The sequence below is a fragment of the Streptomyces hyderabadensis genome, assembly GCF_020404845.1.
Taxonomy (GTDB): domain Bacteria; phylum Actinomycetota; class Actinomycetes; order Streptomycetales; family Streptomycetaceae; genus Streptomyces; species Streptomyces hyderabadensis.
This window is the reverse complement of the sequence record NZ_JAIOJZ010000016.1, coordinates 132,544-152,797: the sequence shown is the minus strand read 5'-3', so window position 1 is coordinate 152,797 and position 20,254 is coordinate 132,544. Positions and strand designations below refer to the sequence as shown.

The window sequence follows — 20,254 nt, the reverse complement described above, 5'->3', positions numbered from 1 at the left end:
GGCCTGCCCGGCCCGGGGTCGGCCGACGCCCGCACCCCCGGGCCGGGCGGCCCCGCCCGGGGCGGCCGCGCGCCGGGCGCCACCGCATCGGGCGCGACCGCGCGGGATCTGCGTCTGGGCCCCCTGCGGTCCGGCCTCGACCGCGCACGCGACCTGCTGCTCCGCCGCCTGACGGTGTGCGGCGTGCCGTACGCCGAGGCGCGGGACGTCGCCGGTGCGGGCGGCGCCGAGACGCTGACGACACGGTGGGAGGTGCGCTGGACGCCGGCCACCGAGGCGATGCTTTCCGCGGTCGGCGTTCACGGTGTCACGCCCGCCCAGGCGGCCGAGGGGGTGCTGCGCGAGCGGTGGCGGGCGGAGCGGGACGAGGGCGGCCCCACCGCCGCGCAGACCCTGGAGGGACTCCGGCAGGCGGCCGAGTGCGGCCTGCCGGAGCTGGCGGACGCACGGCTGGCGGAGACCGCCGAGGTGCTGCCGGGCGCCGCCGCCCTGCCCGAACTCCTCACGGGGCTGAGCCTCCTCGACCGGTTGCGGGCTGGGCACGTCCCGGGGCTGGGTGCCGACGCGGAGCGTGCCGGCCGGGCCACCGCCGTGGCCGAGCTGCTCACCGCCGCGGCGGTACGCCAGGTGGACGGCCTGAGCGGCGCCGAGGACCCGGCGGACGCGCACGCCCTGCTGGAGCTCGCGCACCGCGCGGACCTGCTCGGCGGCGTCCGGCTGACCGACGCGCTGGCCCGGTTGGCCCACGAGGGCTCCCCTTTGATGCGCGGCGCCGCCGGAGCCGTCCGGGTGCTCCTGGGGCACGAGGATCCCGACGTACTCGGCGAACGCGTCGTGTCCTGGGTCGACGCCGCCCGCGATCCCGATGCGCGCTCCGCGCTCACCGCCCGGCTCACGGGGTTGCTGACGGCCGCGGGTCCGCTGCTGGAGTCTGCGGCCCCGGCGCTCGAACCGCTCCTCGACCGGGTGGCGGAGCTGACCGACCGGGACTTCCTGGACCGCTTGCCGGCGTTGCGCGGCGGCTTCGACACCCTCAGCCCGGCCGCCCGCGACCGGCTCCTGGCCGTCGTCGAGGAGCGGCTGGACGCCGACCGGCCGGCCGACACGGGCGGGGTGGACCCGGCCGCGCTCGCCCTGTGGACCCGGGCGGACCTCATGGCGCGGGCCGCCCTCGACGGGCTCCGGCTGCTGCCCCCGGCGGTCCCCGCACACACGGACCACGGAGCGGGCGGGCCCCACACCCACGAGTCCGGCGAGGCGACCGACGTCGAGACCGGCCAGGCGACCGATGTCGGCGAGTCCGCCGAGGCGACCGACCTAGGCGAGTCCGGCGAGACCGCCGAGGCAACCGGCCTAGGCGAGTCCGGCGAAACCGGCGAGACCGAACCGGCCGACGGCACGGCCACGGCTGCCGCCACCGCGTCCCCGGGCGCCGAGGATCACCGTCTGGACCCCGCCGACCGCTGGCGGCTGCTGCTCGGGCGCCGTACCGACCGGCTGTCCCCGGCCGCGACCGCGCCGGCCACCGCGTTGGACGAGCTGTACGGCAGCGGCCGGGGCGAGGGCAGCCGGGGGGAGCTGACCGGGCCGGGCCGGGGCGGCTCGGGCGGCGGCCGCCAGGCTCCGTACCCGAGCGTGCGGGAGTGGTCGGAGGAACTGGCTGCGCTGTTCGGACCGGGCATCCGCGAGGAGGTCCTGGCGGCGGCGGCCGCGTCGGGCCGGCCGGACGTGCTGGCCGAACTCGACCCGGACAGCGTGCGCCCCTCCGTCGATCTGCTGCGCACCGTGCTGCGGCATGCGGGAGGCCTGCCCGAGGCACGGCTGGCCGCGCTCCGACCGCTCGTGCGGCGGCTGGTCGAGGCGCTGACCCGGGAATTGGCCACCCGGTTGCGTCCCGCGCTGCACGGCAGCGTCGTGCCGCGCCCCAGCCGCCGCCCGGGCGGCGGCCTCGACCTGCCCCGCACGCTGCGGGCCAACCTGGCCTCGGCGCACCGCGGTCCGGACGGCACGGTCCGGGTCCTCCCGGAGCACCCCGTCTTCCGTACCCGTGCCAAGAGGTCCGCCGACTGGCGGCTGATCCTGGTGACCGACGTGTCGGGTTCCATGGAGGCGTCCACCGTCTGGGCCGCGCTCACCGCGTCGGTGTTCGCGGGCGTGCCCACGCTGTCCACGCACTTCCTGGCCTTCTCCACGGAGGTCATGGACCTCACCGGCCACGTCGACGATCCGCTGTCTCTCCTGCTCGAAGTCAGCGTGGGCGGCGGCACCCACATCGCGGCGGGGCTGCGGCACGCCCGGGAGCTCGTCACCGTGCCGTCCCGCACGCTCGTGGTCGTCGTCAGCGACTTCGAGGAGGGCTATCCGCTGGGCGCACTGCTCGCCGAGGTCCGCGCTCTGGTCGGGGCCGGCTGCCACGTACTGGGGTGCGCCGGCCTCGACGACGCGGGCCGCCCGCGCTACTCCACCGGGGTGGCGGGGCAGCTCGTCGCCGCGGGCATGCCGGTCGCCGCGCTCGGCCCACTCGAACTCGCCCGCTGGGTAGGGGAGAAGATCGCATGAGCCCGCACCTTCCGCCGGTCGACCCCGCGGTGACCGCCCAGCTCGTCGCGGCGCTCACCCCCAGGCTGCGCAAGCGGCTGGACGCGGGTGTCGCCAAGGTCGCGGGGCGGCCCGCGACCCGGGACGGCGACCTCGTGCGCGTCGCGCTCGACGACGACACCGACCTCGAACTGCACGCTCCCGGCGGGGTCGTGACGAGTGCGGAGGCGATCCGGTGCGGGTGCCTGCTCGCGCCCGACTGCCTGCACCGGGCCGCCGCGGCATCGGCTGCCCCGCTCGCCGAGCCCGCGGATCCGGCGGCCGAAGAGCCGCTGCCCACGGAAACGCCGGGCACGGAAGCGCAGGTCACGGAAACGCCGGGCACGGAAGCGCAGGCCACGGAAACGCCACGCACGGAACCGGCCGCCACGGAAGCGCGACGCAAGTCTCACCCGGCGTCGGTCTCGGACTCGTCTCCCGCTCGGACCGCCGTACCCGGAGGCGTCGCCGCTCCCGGGAACGGCGACGCCCACCTCACGGCCACGCCCGCCCAGTGCACGGCCGCCGCCGCCCTTCGCGAGGCCGCGGCGGCCGTGCTGGAGGCAGGCGTCGACGGTGCCGGGGCCGTGCTCCAGGCGGAGCTGCTGCGGGCGGCCCACACCGCGCGACTCGCCGGCCTCCCGCGCGCCGCCGGGCGTGCCGTCTCCGTGGTCACGGCGTTGCGCGCGGCACGTGACGCCGATCCCGCCCACCGCTTGAGCGACCTCACCGCCGCCCTGCGCGACGTCCTGGTCCTCGCCCACCGCCTGCCGCAAGCCACCGGGCCGGAACTGGCCGGGCTGCGCGGCAGCGTACGCCGGCCGTACGCACCGGACGGGTCACTGCGCCTGTACGGGCTGTTCGCCGAGCCGGTCCTCACGGCGACCGGTTACGCGGGTACGGTCACTTGGACCGCCGATGCCGCGGGGCGGCTCTACACGGTGCCGGACGTGGCCCCCGGGGGCGCCGCACGGGCCATGGGCTCGGCGGACCGTGCCGTGCGCGTCGGCGACACCTCCCTGACGCCCCGTGAACTCTCCCGTGCCGGACTCGCCGTGTCCGGGGCGACGGTCTCCCCGACGGGCCGCCTGGGGGCGGGGGCGGGGGTACGGGCCGTGCGCGCGCCCGGCGCCTCGTGGCACGCCGAGCCGCTCGACCGGCTGTGGGCGGTGCCGGCGGCCGAGCAGGTCGCCCGTGCACTGGCGAGCGACCTGGACGTGCCGCAGGCGCATGGCACCGACTCGGGGGGCGACGGCGGTGGCAGCGGTGCCGACGGTGACGAACCGGCCGCGCGGGCCGGCCGGGACGGCCAGGACCTGCTGTTCCTCGACGTCACGCTGATCGGCACGGTCCGCGAGGCGGCGGGCGAGTGTCTGCTCGCCGACTGCGGCGGCCTGACCGTACGGCTCGCCGCCGCGCACGACGACCCCGCGTTGCCCCACCGTGAGAACCTCCGCGTCCTCGCGCTCCTCGCCACCGCGCCGGGCGCCCGGCTGCGCGTGATCGCCCGGCTCACCCCTGCCCCGGTGCCCCGTGCGCTGCTGCTGGCGACGAGCCTTCCCGCCGATCCGGGCACGCACGCCGACCTCGGTCTCGACCGGCTCCGCCGCGCGGACCTGCCCGCGGCCCCGACGGCGGGCGCCCCGGGCGACGCGCGCGGCATCCGACCGGCGCCGACCGTTCCGAACGTTGAGCCCGCGACTGCGGCCGACGAGGCGCCGGTGCATCTGCTGCGGCGCCGGGTCCACCAGGCCGTGTCCGGCGGCCGCCGCGTGCTCGCCTTCCCCGGAAGCCGGGAGTCCGAGGCTGCCCGCCTGCGCCGGTGCGGTCTCGGCACCGCCGGTGAGCTGCTCACCGCGCTGCACGCCACGGCCGCGGAACGGGCCCGCGACCCCTTCGGCCGCCTGCTCCCGGCGGACACCGGGCGGTTCACCACGGCGTGGCTCGGTGCGGCCGTCTACGCGGAGGAGGTCGACCGCGCGCTGTGCGCCGCCGCGTGGGGCGCGGGTCCCCCCGGTTTCGCGGCTCGATAACCTCACCGCCGCGCCGTTGTGGCGATCACCGGGGAACGGGCCGTGCGGCCGGCGGCACCCGCACGGTCGCCCCGACGGGCCCGGGCGGATCACCGTAGTATCGGATGATCTCGTGGGGAAGGCGGGCCGACATGGGCAGGCAGCGTCCCGGTACGCCGACGCTGGAGGAGGTGGCCGCCCTGGCAGGCGTGGGCCGGGGCACCGTCTCGCGGGTGATCAACAACGCGACCGGTGTGCGGGACTCGACGCGCCGTGCCGTGCAGCGGGCCATCGCCGAGCTTGGGTACGTGCCGAATCTCGCGGCCCGTTCCCTGGCGGGTCACCGTGCCGACGCCGTCGCGCTGGTGATGACGGAGCCGGACTGGCGGCTGTTCGGGGAGCCGTTCTTCACCGAGATCGTCCACGCCGTGGGCGACGCCCTCACCGACACCCCGTTGCAGCTGCTGCTCACCCTGGTCCGCACGGACACCGAGCGGCGGCGCTTCGTGGAGTTCGCGCGCGGCGGCCGGGTCGACGGGGTGCTGCTGATGTCCGTGCACGCCGAGGATCCGCTGCCGGACATGCTCGCCGAGGCGGGACTGCCCACCGTCATGCTGGGGCGGCGTTCCGGCGAGGAGAGCGTCACCTACGTCGACGCCGACAACACGGGCGGCGCGCGCGGCGCGGTCACGCATCTGCTGGACGCCGGCCGCGGCACGATCGGGGCGATCAGCGGACCGCTCGACATGTACGTCGCGCAGTGCCGCCTGCGCGGGTACCGGGAGGCCCTGGAGTCGGCGGGGGTGCCGGCCGGGTCGTCGCTGGTCGCCGAGGGGGACGACTTCACGGAGGAGAGCGGGCACCGGGCGATGACCGAGCTGCTCGCCCGGCACCCGGACCTCGACGCGGTCTTCGCCGCCTCGGACACGCTGGCGGCCGGGGCCCTCAACGCGCTGCGGGCCGCGGGCCTGCGGGTGCCGCAGGACGTCGCCGTGATCGGCTTCGACGACTTCCATCCGGCCCGTCCCACGGACCCGCCGCTGACGACGGTCCGGCAGCCGCTGGAGGAGATCGGCCGCACCATGGTGCGGCTGCTCCTGGAGGAGATGGAGGACCCCGCGGCCGCCTGGCGGCACGTCATCCTCCGTACGGAGCTGGTGCTGCGGGACTCCGCCTGAGCGACGCGGCACGTCGGGAGCGCTCCCGACGGGACCTCTGTAACCTGCGGCTTCGAGATTTATTCGACAACTCTGGCGCGCACAGTCTTGTCAGGAACATGAACCCCTCCTACAGTCCCCATCAACCGGTAAGTGGGAGCGCTCCCATCAGTGGGGAGTTGGGAGCGCTCCCGCACCGGCCCCTCCTTCCCCCCACCCCTCCCGGAGAGGCCCCCATGCGAACGCTACGGCCCCGAGTCCGCGCCCGGCGCGGCCTCTTAGGCGTCCTGAGCGCGACCCTGGCGACCTTCGCGCTCGTCGCGTCCCTCGTGACCGCCGCGGCGCCGGCCCAGGCGGACACCACGATCTGCGAACCCTTCGGCACGACGACGATCCAGGGGCGCTACGTCGTCCAGAACAACCGCTGGGGCTCCACCGCCACCCAGTGCGTCACCGCCACCGGCACCGGCTTCCGCGTCACGCAGGCCGACGGCTCGGTGCCGACCAACGGGGCTCCGAAGTCGTACCCGTCGGTCTTCAACGGCTGCCACTACACGGCCTGTTCACCGGGCACCAACCTCCCCGCCCGGCTCGACACCGTCTCCCAGGCGCCGTCCAGCATCTCCTACGGTTTCGTCGACGACGCCGTCTACAACGCCTCGTACGACATATGGCTGGACCCGACGCCCCGGACCGACGGGGTCAACCAGACCGAGATCATGATCTGGTTCAACAGGGTGGGCCCGATCCAGCCCATCGGCTCGCCGGTGGGCACGGCCACGGTCGGCGGGCGCACCTGGGAGGTGTGGAGCGGCGGCAACGGCTCCAACGACGTGCTGTCCTTCGTGGCGCCGTCGGCGATCACCGGCTGGAGCTTCGACGTCATGGACTTCGTCCGGGCTACCGTCGCCCGCGGACTGGCCGAGGAAGACTGGTATCTGACGAGCGTTCAGGCGGGCTTCGAGCCCTGGCAGAACGGCGCCGGGCTGGCCGTGAACTCCTTCTCCTCCACCGTGACGACCGACGGGTCCCCGGGCGGCGGTACGGACCCCGGCCCCGGTGACCCGGGCGGCGCGTCGGCGTGCACGGTGTCGTACGGCACCAACGTCTGGCAGGGCGGCTTCACCGCGGACGTCACCGTCACCAACACCGGCACGGCTCCGGTCGACGGCTGGCGGCTCGCCTTCCCCCTGCCCTCCGGTCAGCGGATCACCCACGCCTGGAACGCCTCCGTGACCCCGTCCACGGGCACCGTCACGGCGACCGGCGCGACCCACAACGCCCGGATCGCCCCCGGCGGCAGCCTGTCGTTCGGCTTCCAGGGCACCTACGACGGAGCCTTCGCCGAGCCGGCGGGCTTCCGCCTCAACGAGGCCGACTGCACCGCGGCATAGCGGCCGCAGGCCCCACGACTCCTCGCCCGTCCGGTCGAAGCGCCCGCCCCCGGACGGGCGAGGGTTCCATCCCCGACCTAGGAGACCCCTATGGTTCGACGCACCAGATTCCTTTCCCTGGCGGCGGTACTGGCCACCCTGCTCGGCTCGCTCGGCGTGACCCTCCTGCTGGGGCAGGGGCGGGCCGAGGCGCACGGCGTGGCGATGATGCCCGGCTCGCGCACCTACCTGTGCCAGCTGGACGCCAAGACCGGCACCGGAGCCCTCGACCCGACGAACCCGGCCTGCCGGGCCGCGCTCGACCAGAGCGGCGCGACGGCCCTGTACAACTGGTTCGCCGTGCTCGATTCCAACGCGGGCGGCCGCGGTGCCGGTTATGTGCCGGACGGCACGCTGTGCAGCGCCGGCGACCGTTCCCCGTATGACTTCTCCGCCTACAACGCCGCCCGCTCGGACTGGCCCCGCACGCATCTGACGTCGGGGGCGACGATCCCGGTGCAGTACAGCAACTGGGCGGCGCATCCGGGTGACTTCCGGGTGTACCTGACCAAGCCGGGCTGGTCGCCCACGTCCGAGCTGGGCTGGGACGACCTGGAGCTGATCCAGACGGTGACCGATCCGCCCCAGCAGGGCTCGCCGGGCACCGACGGCGGCCACTACTACTGGGATCTCGCGCTGCCCTCGGGCCGCTCGGGCGACGCGCTGATCTTCATGCAGTGGGTGCGTTCGGACAGCCAGGAGAACTTCTTCTCCTGCTCGGACGTCGTCTTCGACGGCGGCAACGGAGAGGTCACCGGCATCCGCGGTTCCGGCAGCACTCCGGACCCGGACCCGACGCCGACCCCCACGGACCCGACGACCCCGCCCACGCACACCGGTTCCTGCATGGCCGTGTACTCCGTGGAGAACTCCTGGAACGGCGGCTTCCAGGGCTCGGTCGAGGTGATGAACCACGGCACCGAGCCGCTGAACGGCTGGGCCGTGCAGTGGAAGCCGGGCAGCGGGACCACGCTCGGCGGGGTGTGGAACGGTGCGCTGTCCAGCGGCTCGGACGGTACGGTCACGGTCCGGAACGTGGACCACAACCGCGTCGTACCACCGGACGGGAGCGTGACCTTCGGCTTCACCGCCACGTCGACCGGCAACGACTTCCCGGTCGACTCGATCGGCTGCGTGACGCCCTGACGCACGCCTGACGCGGGCCCCGGCGCCGGCTCCGACGCACGCGCGGCACGCGTCGGGGAGCGCCGGGACACGGTCGGCGGGAGCCCGGCGGGCTCCCGCCGACCTCACGTGCCGGTTACAAATCGCTCAACCTCTGGTTGCGAAGCGGTGATCGGGCGACGATAGGGCCATGACTCCGGCCCAGCGCGCCTTTGAGCGGCTGCACGCCTGGCCCGACCTCTCGGCGGGTCCGGCCAGTTGCGGAACCGGACGGGCCCTGTGCTCCGTCCGTGACGAGATCGTCCACTTCCACTCGGACCGGGACGTGGACCTCCACCTCACCCACCGGGCCATCCAGCGCTTCCAGTACGACCTCGGCGGCTCCACCGCCATCCGTCTGGTGCCCGGCTCCCGTTGGGTGACCGTGCACCTGGACTGCGACGCGGACGTCGACCTGCTGCTGAGCCTGGTGAGTATCGCGCTCAAGGCCCATCAGGCCCGGCCCCCGGCCGACCGCGCCCCGAATCCCGCGGGGCCGGTGGGTCTCCCGGCGCCCGCGGGGTGCAACTTCCGCCGGGTCACGGTGCTTCCGCGCGCCGCGGCCGGGGAGGCCTGAGTCCCGCCGCGGCGAGGACCGCGCCGAGCACGCAGAGCGCGCCCGTGACCACCACGGCCACGTGGACGCCGTTCATGAACGCCTGCCCGCTGCCCTCCACCACGGCGGCCCGCAGCCCGGCCGGCATGTCGCCGGAGACCGGCGCCACGCCCATCGCCACGGCGTCCTTGGCCTCCTGGAGACCGTCGGCCACGGCCGGGGGCACGCCCGCGCCGGTCAGCTCGCCGGTGAGGCTGCTGCCCACCTTGGCGCTGATCAGGGAGACCAGCACGGAGGTGCCGAGCGCGCCGCCGATCTGCAGGGTGGTCGCCTGGAGACCTCCCGCCACGCCGCCGTCCTGTACCGGGGCGTTGCCGACGATGGCGTCGGAGGAGGCGGACATCACCATGCCGACGCCGAGGCCGAGCGCGATGAAGGGCGGCCACATCGTGGCGTACGCGGAGTCGGTCTGCCAGGTGAGCATGCCGAAGCAGGAGGCCGCCTGGAGCAGCATGCCCAGCGGCATGGTCAGCCGGGGCCCGAAGCGCTGGGTCAGGGCCGCGCCCAGGGGCGAGGCGACCAGCGAGGCGAGGCTGAGCGGGAGCGTCCGCACGCCCGCCTCGACCGGCGTGAAGCCGCGCACGTTCTGCAGGTACAGCATGACGAAGAAGATCACGCCGAGCATCACGAAGAAGTTCAGCGCGGTGATGACCGCGCCGATGGTCAGCGCCCGGCTGCGGAAGAGGCGCATCGGCAGCAGCGGGTGCGCCACCCGGGTCTCGTAGCGGCCGAACACCAGCAGGAGTACGAGGCCGGCGGCGACGGCGCCGAGGGTGCCGGCCGAGGTCCAGCCCCAGGTCTCGCCCTTGACCACGCCGAAGACCACGGCGAGCAGGCCGAGCGCGAGCAGGACGAGGCCGGGGATGTCGAAGCGCTCGCGCACCGCGGCGCTGCGGCTCTCCGGGAGGACGAGGGCGCCGAAGACGATGGCGACGACGCCGATGGGGGCGTTGATGTAGAAGACGGACTCCCAGTCCACGTGCTCCACGAGGAGGCCGCCGACGATGGGCCCGAGGGCCGTGGCGACCGCGGAGACCATGGCCCAGATGCCGACGGCCATGCCGAACTTCTTGGGCGGGAAGACGGAGCGGAGGAGTCCCAGGGTGTTGGGCATCAGCAGTCCGCCGAAGGCGCCCTGGAGGGCGCGGAAGGCGACGACGCCCTCGATCGAACCGGACAGGCCGATGGCGACGGAGGCGAGGGTGAAACCGGCGACACCCGCCAGGTAGTAGGTACGGCGGCCGAACCGGTCGCCGAGCTTGCCGCCCAGGATGAGGGTGGCGGCGAGGGCGAGGAGGTAGGCGTTGGTCACCCACTGGAGTTCGGCGGTGGACGCGTGCAGGTCGCTGCCGATCTCGGGGTTGGCGATGGCGACGACGGAGCCGTCGAGCTGGACCATGAACAGTCCGAACGCGACGGCGAGGAGGGTCAGCCACGGGTTGGACCGCGCACGGCCGGCCGGCCGCGGGGCGGAGTCGGTCCCGGCCGCGGGCAGGGCGGAGTGATCCACGGACGTGGAGGGCATGGAGGAGCTTCCTCTTCCGGATCGAGGGGTGGTGCGGGAAGGGCAACGGCGCGCCCGGAGGGCGGCACGTGTGTCAGCGGGCGCCGGGGTGGAGGTGCCGCGTCAACGCGTCGAGGGCGTCCAGGGCGGAGCCGAGCGCGCCCTGCTGGCCCTCGGTGAGGGAGGTCAGGGCGTGGCGGATGAACGCGGTCTCCAGGTCCCGCACCTCCGAGATCCGCTCACGGGCGGTGGCCGTGAGGTGGAGGTGGGCGATCCGCTTGTCGCCGCTGTCCCGCCGGCGCTCCAGGTCGCCCTGCTCGGTGAGCTGGGAGACCAGGGCGCTGACGTTGTTCGGCTTCATCAGCAGGGCCTCGGCGGCCTCGCGCACCGTGGTGCCCTCGTGCTGCGCGACGAACCGCAGCAGGGCGAGCTGCCCCTCGGGGGGCTTGGGGTGCGGGTACCGGGCGGTGACCTGCCGGTCCAGCGCCCGGTGCAGCGCGGGAAGGCACGCCGCGAGCCCGGCGGCCACGCGGTCGATGTCCCGGCTGGGGGTGCTGGAGTCGGTCACCCGCGAACAATAGATATGACGAGATAGGTATGTCAAAAGAGGTAATCTGCGAGCCCCGCCGCCGAAGCCGCGCAACGCACTCGCAACCTTCGCCGTGATGGCATGCGCGGCATGGGTGACACACGCGATGGCATGCGCGGCATGGGTGACACGTACGAGGAGACCCCGCGCGTCGAGCTGACCGCCGAGGCGTCCGCGCTGCTGCGGCGGCTCCGCGAGGCGCACGGCCCGCTGATGTTCCACCAGTCCGGCGGCTGCTGCGACGGCAGCGCCCCCATGTGCTACCCGGCCGGCGAGTTCCGCACCGGCGCCTCGGACATCCTGCTCGGCGAACTGACCGTCGACGGCGTGACCGAGCCGGTGGAGTTCTGGATGTCGCGGAGCCAGTACGAGGTGTGGAGCCACACCCGGTTGATCGTGGACGTCGTCCCGGGCCGCGGCAGCGGCTTCTCGCTGGAGGCGCCGGAGGGGGTGCGCTTCCTCATCCGCTCCCGGGTCGTGGACGCCTAGGGCCTGTCCGGCGGATCAGGCCGCAGGCGAGGCGCGGTACCTCATCGATGCTGGTGAGCGGGGTCTGGTGCGTGCAGCTGCAAGGCGGAGGAGGGCGGCAACGCGGAGCGTTGCCAACCGACGACAACGCCGCAGACGGGCGTGCCAGACCCCGCGCCTGCGGCATGATCCGCCGGACAGGCCCTGGGGCGCGTCCGCCCCCTTCCCCTCGGCCGTCAGCGCACCAGGGGGAGGAAGATCGTGTCGACGATCTCTTCGACGACGTCGTCGGGGACCGGCGCGAGGGTCGCGAGGATTTCCTGGCGCAGCAGGTCGAAGGGGAGGGACCTGACGCGCCCGGTGAGCCGTTCCGGCCTGGCCTCGCCCCGGGCGACGGCCCGGTCGTAGACCTCGGCGAGCGCGTCGGCGGACTTGGCGCGCGCCGCGTCGAGGAGGTCGCCGGGGTTGGTGCCGGTCTCCTGGTAGTAGCCGGCCAGGTGCGCGTACATGAGGATGACGAGCCGGGCGTTGGCGGTGCCGATCTCCCGCATGAGGGCGAGGACGTCCCCCCGCAGACTCCCCGTGTCCGGGGTGTCGACGCGCGCCTCGTCCAGGGCGTGGGCGACGGCCGCCCGGGCCAGCTCGTCGCGGTGCGCCCAGCGGCGGTACAGCACCGGCGGACTGGTGCCCGCGCGCTTGACCACGGCGTCCATGGTGAACCGGGCGTAGCCGCGCTCGGCGAGTTCGTCCCAGGCCGCGTCCAGGAGCGCCTTCTCCAGTGCCGCCCCGCGGCGCCGCTGAGCCATTCCCACGCCTCCTCGCTGTGGAAAGAGTTGTCTTTCTTATCGTAGCTCCCTATTCTGCGAGAGTAAGAAAGACTTATCTATCCTAAGGAGGTGGGGGCTCGTGAGCACCCCCCACACCACCCCCCTCGGGGCCGGGCCCGCGGCAGCGGATCCCGACCGGATCGACCCCGCCGTGTGGCGCATCGGGGTCACCCTCGTCGTGGGCGCGCTCGCCGTCGTCTTCGACACCACCGTCGTCAGCGTCGCGCTGGACGACCTGGCGAAGGCGTTCCACGCCCCGCTGGCCACCGTCCAGTGGGGGAGCACCGGCTATCTGCTGGCGGTGTTCGTCACCATCCCGCTCGCCGTCTGGGCCCAGGCGCGCTTCGGCGGACGGCGGCTGTGGATCGCGGCCCTGGGCGGGTTCCTGCTCGGCTCGGTGCTGAGCGCGCTGGCGTGGAACGCCCCGAGCCTGATCGCCTTCCGTGTCGTCCAGGGCCTGGCGGGCGGCATCATGATGCCGCTCACGGCGACGCTGCTCATGCAGGCGGCCAAGGGCCGGCAACCGGGCAGGGTCATGGCGATCATCACGGTGCCCACCGCGCTCGGCCCGATCCTCGGCCCGGTCCTGGGCGGTCTCATCCTGCATCTGGCCGACTGGCGCTGGATGTTCCTCGTCAACATCCCCTTCTGCGCCGTCGGCGGGTGGCTGGCCCTGCGGAACCTGCCCGACGACCGGCCGGAGCCCGGCGGCCCCCGCGTCCGCCTGGACGTCGCCGGGCTGCTCCTGCTCTGCCCGGGCGTCACCGCCCTGCTCTACGGCCTGTCCCGGGTCGAGGGCAGCGCGGGCGTCACCGGCGCCACGGTCCTTCTCCCGCTGCTCGGCGGACTCGCCCTCGTCGGCGGCTTCACCGTCCGGTCGCTGGCCCGGCACGGCGGCGCCCTGATCGATCTGCGGCTGTTCCGCCACCGCGCGGTGGCCTCCTCCGGCACCCTGCTCTTCCTGGGCGGCATCGCGCTGTACGGGCCGATGATGCTGCTGCCCCTGTACTTCCAGCAGGTACGCGGCGAGGACGCCCTCGGCGCCGGGCTCCTGCTCATCCCGCAGGGCGTCGGGGCGCTGCTGGCGCGCGGCCTGGCGGGCCGGTACCTGGACCGCGTCGGCCCCCGCCGGGTCGCCGTCGTCGCCTTCGTCCTCGTCGCCGTGGCCACGGTGCCGTTCGCCTTCGTCACCGCCGACAGCGGCGGGGTCCTGCTCATGGCCGCGCTGTTCGTCCGCGGCACCGCGCTCGGCGCCGCCATGATGGCGCCGATGGGCGCCGCCTACGTCGGACTGCGGCACCGGGAGATCCCCGACGCCGGCGTCATCACCCGTGTCGCGCAGCAGATCGGCGGCTCGGTGGGGATCGCGGTGCTCGCCGTCGTCCTGCAGCACGCCTCCCTCGGCGCGCACGGCCCGAGCGCCCTGGCCGACGCCTTCGACACGGCCTTCTGGTGGTCGGTGGCGCTCACCGCGCTCGCCGTCCCGCTGTGCCTGCTGCTGCCCGGCCGGCCGGAGCGCCCGGCCGCCGCCCGCCGGGCCGGGACCGACGCGGCCGCCGATCACCCCCGCCCTACGGTCTGAGGCTGCCCACGATGTCCGCCGTCGCGGTGAGTCCGCTGTTGATGGTGGGGGCGATGCTCGTGCTCGCCAGGTAGAAGCCGAGCAGCAGGCAGACCAGGGCGTGCGAGACCTTCAGTCCGCCGTTGCGCAGGAAGAGCACCGCCAGGATGGACAGCAAGAGCACCACAGAGATGGAAACGGCCATCGTCAACCTCCTCCGCCACGTCCACTTCGCGGCGTTCGGCCGTAAGTGTGGCGTAGCGGAGGGTTCGTCCGGGCGGCTGACCTGTCCTCCGAACGAGTGGTGTTCCGGTGCGGCCCTACGCGTCCCGGCGGGCGTCGAGGAACGCTTCGAGGCCCGCGAGGTCGTCGGTGTTGAGATGGTCGACACCGGCGGCGAGCAGTTCGGCCCACACGGCGTCCCGCGCGGGCCCCGCCACGTCGGGCGTGGCCCAGAAGCGCACCCGCTGCCCGCGTGCGTGGGCCGCGGCCACGAGCTCGTGGAGCCTGCGCCGTTCGGCCGCCGGGAAGGCGCCGACGCCCTGCCAGCCGAAGTTGAGCGTCCAGTTGTCGCTGATCAGCGGGACGAAGGAAGCCGGTGCCGCGGTGCCGAGGTCGGTGAGGCGGCCGTCGTAGAAGGCCCGGCGGGTGCGCTGCGCCTCCATGGGTGCGCGGGCGGCCCGGTCGCCGGAGACCACCGCGGTGACCGCGCCGGGGAACACCCGTCCGTGGGCGTAGGAGGTGAACAGGTGCTGGTGGCGGCGCAGTCGGCGGTCGAGTTCGCGGTACGTCGCCTCGCCCTCGGTCTTGATGTCGATCAGGAGTTGCAGGGCGCGGCGGTCCCGCCGGTAGACCCGGCCGTGGTTCGCGCGGACGCGGGCGGCGAGCGGGTCGAGGTAGAGCGACTCCAGGGTGCGGGACGGATCGAGGTCCTCCGGGTCGTGGGCGACCAGGAGTTGGCCGTCGACCAGGTAGATGTCGGCCTCGACGCTGCCGAAGCGGTGGTCGAGGGCGTCGAGGAGGGGGCGGGGGTGCTCGTAGTCGTTGTGGGCGTGCGCGCGCCACAGCGGGCGCGGTCCGTGCCTGCCTTCGGACGCCAGCGCGGTGCCGGCGGGCAGGGCGACCGCGCCCGCGAGGGCGGCGCCGAGGGTGGTGAGGGCTCTGCGTCGGGTGGTGAGGGCCATGCTCTGCCTCCCTGGAAGTGCCGTACGGGACCCCAGTGAGTATGGGGTCCCGCAGGCCTCAGAGAGCAGCGTCGTGCGGGGAGTTGGCCGGACCGCCGCCGGTCGTTCACTTCACCGGAGCGGTTCCCGGGCCGGACGCCCCGCGGGCGTGGCCGGGGGTGTCAGGGGGCCCGCAGGTCGACCAGTTCGGCCAGCGCCGCACGGTGGGTGCCCGTCGCGCCGTACGCGATCGAGTCGGCCTTGGCCCGCTTGAGGTACAGGTGGACCGGGTGTTCCCAGGTCATGCCGATGCCGCCGTGCAGTTGCAGCGCCTCCTCGGCGGCGTGCACGGCGACCTGGGCCGCGTACGCCTGGGCCACGGCCACCGCCACGTCGGTGTCCGCGCCGGTCGCCAGGGCGTCGGCCGCACTGCGGGCGGCGGCGCGCAGGCCCGCCACCTCCAGCCACAGCCGGGCGAGCCGGTGCTTGAGCGCCTGGAAGCCGCCGACCTGGCGGTTGAACTGCTTGCGTTCCTTGAGGTAGCGGACGGTCTCGGTCAGCAGCCAGTCGGCGAGGCCCAGTTGTTCGGAGGCGAGCAGCCCGGCACCGGCCCGCAGGGCCCGGCGCAGCGCGGGCTCCGCCTCACCGAGGCGACGCGCCGGAGCGCCGTCGAGGGTCACGCGCGCCAGCGGCCGGGTGAGGTCGAGCGAGACCTGCGGAGTCACCGTCGTGTCGGCGGCGCGGACCGCGTACAGGCCGCCGTCGTCCGCGGGCACGAGCAGCACGTCGGCGAAGGAGGCGTCGGCGACGCCGGTCAACTCGCCGTGCAGCGCTCCCCCTTCGTACCGCACCCGCGGGAAGGCGGCGCCCGGTGCGACGTGCAGTCCGACGGCCAGTACCGCGACGGTCGTGGCGGACGCCAGCTCGCCCAGCAGGTCCTCGGCCCCGCAGGCCAGCAGCGCCTCGGTGGCGACGACGGCGCTCGTCAGGTACGGCACCGGTGCGACCGCCCGGCCCAGTTCCTCCAGTACCACGGCGGCTTCGCGGTGGGTGGCGCCCTGCCCGCCCAGTGCCTCCGGGATCAGCAGGCCCGCCAGGCCCATCGAGTCGGCGAGGCTCTTCCACAGCGCCGCGTCGTGCGGGGCGGCCGACTCGGTGCGGGTGATGACGCCCGCCGGGTCGCAGTGGTCGGTGAGCAGGTCCCGGACGGCGGCGCGCAGCGCCTCTTCCTCCTCCGTGTGCAGGAGAGCGGGTTCGGGCTGTGCGCTCATCGGGCGAGGTCCTTCCATGCGACGTCCTTGTCGGTGCGCGGCTCGGCGGGCAGGCCCAGAACACGCTCGGCGACGATGTTCAGCAGGACCTCGCTGGTCCCGCCCTCGATGCTGTTGCCCTTGGACCGCAGGTAGCGGTATCCGGCGTCGCGGCCGGTGAAGTCGACCAGTTCGGGCCGGCGCATGGTCCAGTCGTCGTAGAGCAGACCCTCCTCGCCGAGGAGTTCCACTTCCAGTCCGCTGATCTCCTGGTTGAGCCGGGCGAAGTTCAGCTTCATGCCGGCGCCCTCGGGGCCCGGCTGGCCGGCCGCCAGCTGCTGGCGCAGGCGCACCCCGGTCAGGCGGGCGACCTCGGCCTCGACCCACAGGCCGAGCAGGCGCTGGTGCAGGTCGTGGGTGCGCAGTTCGGGGCGCTCGCGCCAGGTCGCGGCGAGCTTGCCGATCATGCCGCCCTCGCGGGGGACCGGTGTGCCGCCGATGGCGACGCGTTCGTTGTTCAGCGTGGTCTGCGCGACCCGCCAGCCGTCGCCGACCTCGCCGAGACGGCGGGAGTCGGGGATGCGGACGTCGGTGAGGAACACCTCGTTGAACTCGGCCTCGCCGGTGATCTGGCGCAGCGGCCGCACCTCGACGCCGGGGTCGGTCATGTCGCACACGAAGTAGGTGATGCCCCGGTGCTTGGGCACGTCCGGGTCGGTGCGGGCGATGAGGATGGCCCAGCGGGCGAGGTGCGCGCTGGAGGTCCACACCTTCTGCCCGTTGACCACCCAGTCCTCACCGTCCCGTACCGCGCGGGTGCCGAGGGCCGCCAGGTCGGACCCGGCGCCGGGTTCGCTGAAGAGCTGGCACCAGACCTCCTCGCCGGTCCACAGCGGCCGCAGCAGCCGGCGCTGCTGCTCCTCGGTGCCGTACTGGAGGATGGTCGGGGCGGCCATGCCGAGGCCGATGCCGATGCGCCGGGGGTCGTTGTCGGGGGCTCCCTCGGCCGCCAACTCGGCGTCCACCACGGCCTGGAGGGCGCGCGGCGCACCGAGTCCGCCGAGCCCTTGCGGGTAGTGCACCCAGGCGAGTCCGGCGTCGAAGCGGGCCCGGAGGAAGTCCGTGCGGTCCGTGCCGGCCGGCGGGTGTGCCGCCAGCAACTCGCGGGTACGGCGGCGCAGTTCCGCTGCGTCGGTCATGCGGCGGTTCCCTTCTCGTGCATCTCCGGTACGACGGCCACCCGGCCGGTCGTCCTGCCGTCGGCGACCCGCTGCACGGCGCCCGCCGCCCCGTCGAGCGTCACCCGCTCGCTCACCAGCGGCTTGACGGCGCCCCGGGCGGCCAGTTCGGTGAGCTGTTCGTGGCAGTGCCGGACCAGCTCGGGGTTCTTGGTGTTGTACAGCCCCCAGTGCAGGCCGAGGATCGCGTAGTTCTTCACCAGCGCGTGGTTCAGCGCGGGGCTGGGGATCGTGCCGCTCGCGAAGCCGACGACGACGATCCGGCCCTCGAAGGCGACGACCTTGGCGGACTGGGCATAGGCCTGGCCGCCGACCGGGTCGTAGACCACGTCGGCGCCCCGGCCGCCGGTGGCCTCCTTCACGGCCGCCACGACATCCTCGGCGTTCCGGTCGACGACCACGTCGCAGCCCAGCTCGCGGGCGACGGCCGCCTTCTCGGGGCCGCCGACGACGCCGACGACGGTGGCGCCGGCCGCCTTGCCGAGCTGCACGGCGGCGCTCCCGACGCCGCCCGCGGCGGCGTGGACCAGCAGGGTCTCCCCGGCTTGCAGCCGGGCCCGGCGGTGCAGGCCGAACCAGCCGGTCTGGTAGCCGATGTGCAGGGCGGCGGCCTCGGCGTCGTCGAGGGAGTCCGGCGCGGGCAGCAGGGCACGCGCGTCCGCGAGGGCGTACTCGGCGAAGCCGCCGTGCGGGAGCGCCGGATTGGCGAGGACGCGGCGCCCGTCCTCGGTCTCGCCGCAGATCTCCACGCCCGGCGTGAACGGCAGCGGCGGCCGGACCTGGTACTGGCCCCGGCACATCAGCGCGTCCGGGAAGTTGATGTTCGCGGCGCGGACCCTCAGCAGGACCTGGCCCTCGCCCGGCGTCGGCGGCGACACGTCCGCGAGGCGCATCACCTCGCCCGGCTCGCCGTTCTCGTGCACCTGCCATGCCTGCATGCGGGGCCTCCACCGACTGCGTCGTCCGACCGGGTCCCCCGCATACTAAGCGGTCGCTTGCCCATCAGGGAACAGGCCCGGGCACAGGATCACGGAGCACCGCACCGGGAACGGACCGCCGGCTCACGCCTGCGCGGGCCGCGCCCGTACATGCATCCGCTCACCCTGCGGGCCGAAGAGGCTGAGGAACTCGGCCGGCCCCTCCCCCGTCGACCCGAACCAGTGCGGCACCCGGGTGTCGAACTCGGCGGCCTCCCCCGCCGACAGCACCACGTCGTGCTCGCCGAGCACGAGCCGCAGCCGGCCGGAGAGGACGTAGAGCCACTCGTACCCCTCGTGGGTGCGCGGGTCCGGCTCCTCCCGGCGCTGGGGCTCCAGCACCTTGAAGGCCTGGAGGCCGCCCGCCTGACGGGTCAGGGGCCAGTGGGTGCGGCCGTGCCGCACGATGGGCTTGGCGCGCACCCGGGGGTCGCCGACCCGCGGGGCGCCGACCAGTTCGTCCAGCGGGACCTGGTGGGCCTGGGCGATCGGCAGCAGCAGTTCGAGGCTCGGCTTGCGCAGGCCCGACTCCAGCCGCGACAGGGTGCTCACCGAGATGCCGGTCGACTCGGACAGCGCCGCCAGGGTCACCTCGCGTTCCTTGCGCACCTGGCGGAGCCTGGGCCCGACACCGGCGAGGACATCGTCTGCGGTCGTCATGCGTTTATTGCAGTTCCGGCAAACGGGTTTGTCAATCCCGCGGTGTTCGAGCGACCTTCTGGGTGGAGGTGGTCACCATGACCCAGAACAAGGACGTCACCCGGAACAAGGACCTGACCGGCACCTACGACGTGGTGGTCGTCGGCGGCGGCGCGGCGGGACTCTCCGCCGCGCTGGTCCTGGGCCGCTCACGGCTGCGCACCCTGGTGGTCGACGCCGGTGAGCCGCGCAACGCGCCCTCGGCCCACATGCAGGGCTACCTGACCCGGGACGGCATGTCCCCGGCCGAGTTCCTGGCACTGGGCCGGGACGAGATCGCGCGCTACGGAGTGGAGCTGGTCCGCGACCGTGCCGTGGACGTGTCCCGGGACGAGGACTTCGCGGTACGGCTGGCCGGCGGGGAGACCGTGCACGCCCGCCGGCTGATCGTCACCACCGGGCTCAGGGACGAGCTGCCCGCCGTGCCCGGGGTCGCCGAGCGGTTCGGCCGGGACGTGCTGCACTGCCCGTTCTGCCACGGCTGGGAGGTCCGCGACGAGCGCTTCGGCGTCCTGGCCACCAGCCCGCTCAGCGTGCACCAGGCCCTGATGGTGTCCGGCTGGTCGGACGACGTGACGCTCTTCCTGCACACGGTCGCCGAGGAGGAGCTGTCCGACGACGAGCTGCGGCGGCTCGCCGCGGCCGGGGTCAAGGTGGTGCCCGGCGAGGTCGCCGCCCTGCGGGTCGAGGACGACCGGCTCACCGGGGTGCGGCTGGCGGACGGCACGGCGCACGACCGCACGGTGGTCTTCGTCGCCCCGAAGCCCGTCCCGCAGACCGGTCTGATGGAGCGGCTGGGGGCCCAGCTGCAGGAGACGCCGTTCGGCTCCTACCCCGTGGTGGATCCGACGGGCCGGACCAGCGTGCCGGGCGTGTGGACCGCCGGGAACGCGCTGGGCTTCGCCGAGCAGGTGGTGCACGCGGCGAGCGGCGGCTACCGCGCCGCGGCGGCGGTCGTCGGCGATCTGATCATGTCGGACCTGGACGCGGCCGTCGCCGGGTGAGGCCCCGCCCGGAGC

At 74.3% G+C, this 20,254-nt stretch carries 18 protein-coding genes; 9 read left to right on the top strand and 9 right to left on the bottom strand.

Translation table 11 applies throughout. The features are described from left to right. The 6 genes from K7854_RS15255 to K7854_RS15230 form a co-directional block, all read left to right on the top strand. Positions 1–2,559, top strand: a 2,559-nt coding sequence (locus tag K7854_RS15255; RefSeq protein ID WP_226027030.1) for a DUF5682 family protein, incomplete at its 5' end; no start/stop codon positions are given. Next, positions 2,556–4,610: an SWIM zinc finger family protein gene (locus K7854_RS15250; protein WP_226027029.1), complete on the top strand. Its 2,055-nt coding sequence runs from the start codon at positions 2,556–2,558 to the stop codon at positions 4,608–4,610. The genes K7854_RS15255 and K7854_RS15250, both read left to right, overlap by 4 nt. Before the next feature lie 131 nt (positions 4,611–4,741). Continuing rightward, the gene (locus tag K7854_RS15245; protein ID WP_226027028.1) at positions 4,742–5,767 is read left to right on the top strand and encodes a LacI family DNA-binding transcriptional regulator; all 1,026 of its coding nucleotides are present in this window, start codon (positions 4,742–4,744) and stop codon (positions 5,765–5,767) included. A gap of 215 nt (positions 5,768–5,982) precedes the next feature. Then, on the top strand, positions 5,983–7,140 hold the full coding sequence (locus K7854_RS15240; RefSeq protein WP_226027027.1) for a GH12 family glycosyl hydrolase domain-containing protein: 1,158 nt from the start codon (positions 5,983–5,985) through the stop codon (positions 7,138–7,140). A 90-nt stretch (positions 7,141–7,230) separates the two neighbouring features. Beyond that, a complete protein-coding gene (locus K7854_RS15235) occupies positions 7,231–8,325 on the top strand; it encodes a lytic polysaccharide monooxygenase (RefSeq protein ID WP_226027026.1) in 1,095 nt (364 codons plus the stop codon). Positions 8,326–8,494: 169 nt separating this feature from the next. Further along, the gene (locus tag K7854_RS15230; protein WP_226027025.1) at positions 8,495–8,920 is read left to right on the top strand and encodes a luciferase domain-containing protein; all 426 of its coding nucleotides are present in this window, start codon (positions 8,495–8,497) and stop codon (positions 8,918–8,920) included. Here the strand turns inward: K7854_RS15230 and K7854_RS15225 are convergent. Then, positions 8,883–10,484, bottom strand: a complete 1,602-nt coding sequence (locus K7854_RS15225) for an MFS transporter (RefSeq protein ID WP_226027024.1) — start codon at positions 10,482–10,484, stop codon at positions 8,883–8,885. The two genes, K7854_RS15230 and K7854_RS15225, sit on opposite strands and share 38 nt — an antisense overlap. Before the next feature lie 73 nt (positions 10,485–10,557). Then, positions 10,558–11,031, bottom strand: a complete 474-nt coding sequence (locus tag K7854_RS15220; RefSeq protein ID WP_226027023.1) for a MarR family winged helix-turn-helix transcriptional regulator — start codon at positions 11,029–11,031, stop codon at positions 10,558–10,560. A 141-nt stretch (positions 11,032–11,172) separates the two neighbouring features. Here K7854_RS15220 and K7854_RS15215 point away from each other — a divergent pair, with 141 nt between their 5' ends. Then, the gene (locus K7854_RS15215) at positions 11,173–11,541 is read left to right on the top strand and encodes a DUF779 domain-containing protein (protein ID WP_226027035.1); all 369 of its coding nucleotides are present in this window, start codon (positions 11,173–11,175) and stop codon (positions 11,539–11,541) included. Between the two features lie 215 nt (positions 11,542–11,756). Here the strand turns inward: K7854_RS15215 and K7854_RS15210 are convergent, their stop codons facing one another. After that, on the bottom strand, positions 11,757–12,326 hold the full coding sequence (locus K7854_RS15210) for a TetR/AcrR family transcriptional regulator (RefSeq protein WP_226027022.1): 570 nt from the start codon (positions 12,324–12,326) through the stop codon (positions 11,757–11,759). Between the two features lie 100 nt (positions 12,327–12,426). On the opposite strand from K7854_RS15210, the gene K7854_RS15205 reads away from it, so the two are divergent. Next, the gene (locus K7854_RS15205; protein ID WP_226027021.1) at positions 12,427–13,929 is read left to right on the top strand and encodes an MDR family MFS transporter; all 1,503 of its coding nucleotides are present in this window, start codon (positions 12,427–12,429) and stop codon (positions 13,927–13,929) included. On the opposite strand, the gene K7854_RS15200 is transcribed toward K7854_RS15205, so the two are convergent. The 6 genes from K7854_RS15200 to K7854_RS15175 form a co-directional block, all read right to left on the bottom strand. Next, complete coding sequence (locus K7854_RS15200) at positions 13,919–14,113, bottom strand: hypothetical protein (protein ID WP_003977636.1); 195 nt, start codon at positions 14,111–14,113, stop codon at positions 13,919–13,921. The two genes, K7854_RS15205 and K7854_RS15200, sit on opposite strands and share 11 nt — an antisense overlap. Before the next feature lie 115 nt (positions 14,114–14,228). Further along, positions 14,229–15,092 carry a phosphatidylinositol-specific phospholipase C/glycerophosphodiester phosphodiesterase family protein gene (locus K7854_RS15195; RefSeq protein WP_226027020.1) on the bottom strand — a complete coding sequence of 288 codons (864 nt, stop codon included), beginning with the start codon at positions 15,090–15,092 and terminating at the stop codon, positions 14,229–14,231. Between the two features lie 161 nt (positions 15,093–15,253). Continuing rightward, positions 15,254–16,342: an acyl-CoA dehydrogenase family protein gene (locus K7854_RS15190; protein ID WP_226027019.1), complete on the bottom strand. Its 1,089-nt coding sequence runs from the start codon at positions 16,340–16,342 to the stop codon at positions 15,254–15,256. Further along, complete coding sequence (locus tag K7854_RS15185) at positions 16,339–17,520, bottom strand: acyl-CoA dehydrogenase (protein WP_226027018.1); 1,182 nt, start codon at positions 17,518–17,520, stop codon at positions 16,339–16,341. Before K7854_RS15185 ends, K7854_RS15190 begins: the two co-directional genes overlap by 4 nt. Further along, a complete protein-coding gene (locus tag K7854_RS15180; protein ID WP_226027017.1) occupies positions 17,517–18,497 on the bottom strand; it encodes an NADPH:quinone oxidoreductase family protein in 981 nt (326 codons plus the stop codon). The genes K7854_RS15185 and K7854_RS15180 overlap by 4 nt, the downstream gene beginning before the upstream one ends. Before the next feature lie 123 nt (positions 18,498–18,620). Further along, positions 18,621–19,196, bottom strand: a complete 576-nt coding sequence (locus tag K7854_RS15175) for a helix-turn-helix domain-containing protein (protein ID WP_226027016.1) — start codon at positions 19,194–19,196, stop codon at positions 18,621–18,623. Between the two features lie 77 nt (positions 19,197–19,273). On the opposite strand from K7854_RS15175, the gene K7854_RS15170 reads away from it, so the two are divergent. After that, positions 19,274–20,239, top strand: coding sequence for an NAD(P)/FAD-dependent oxidoreductase (locus K7854_RS15170; RefSeq protein WP_226027015.1), 966 nt, complete (start codon positions 19,274–19,276; stop codon positions 20,237–20,239). Positions 20,240–20,254 lie beyond the last annotated feature (15 nt).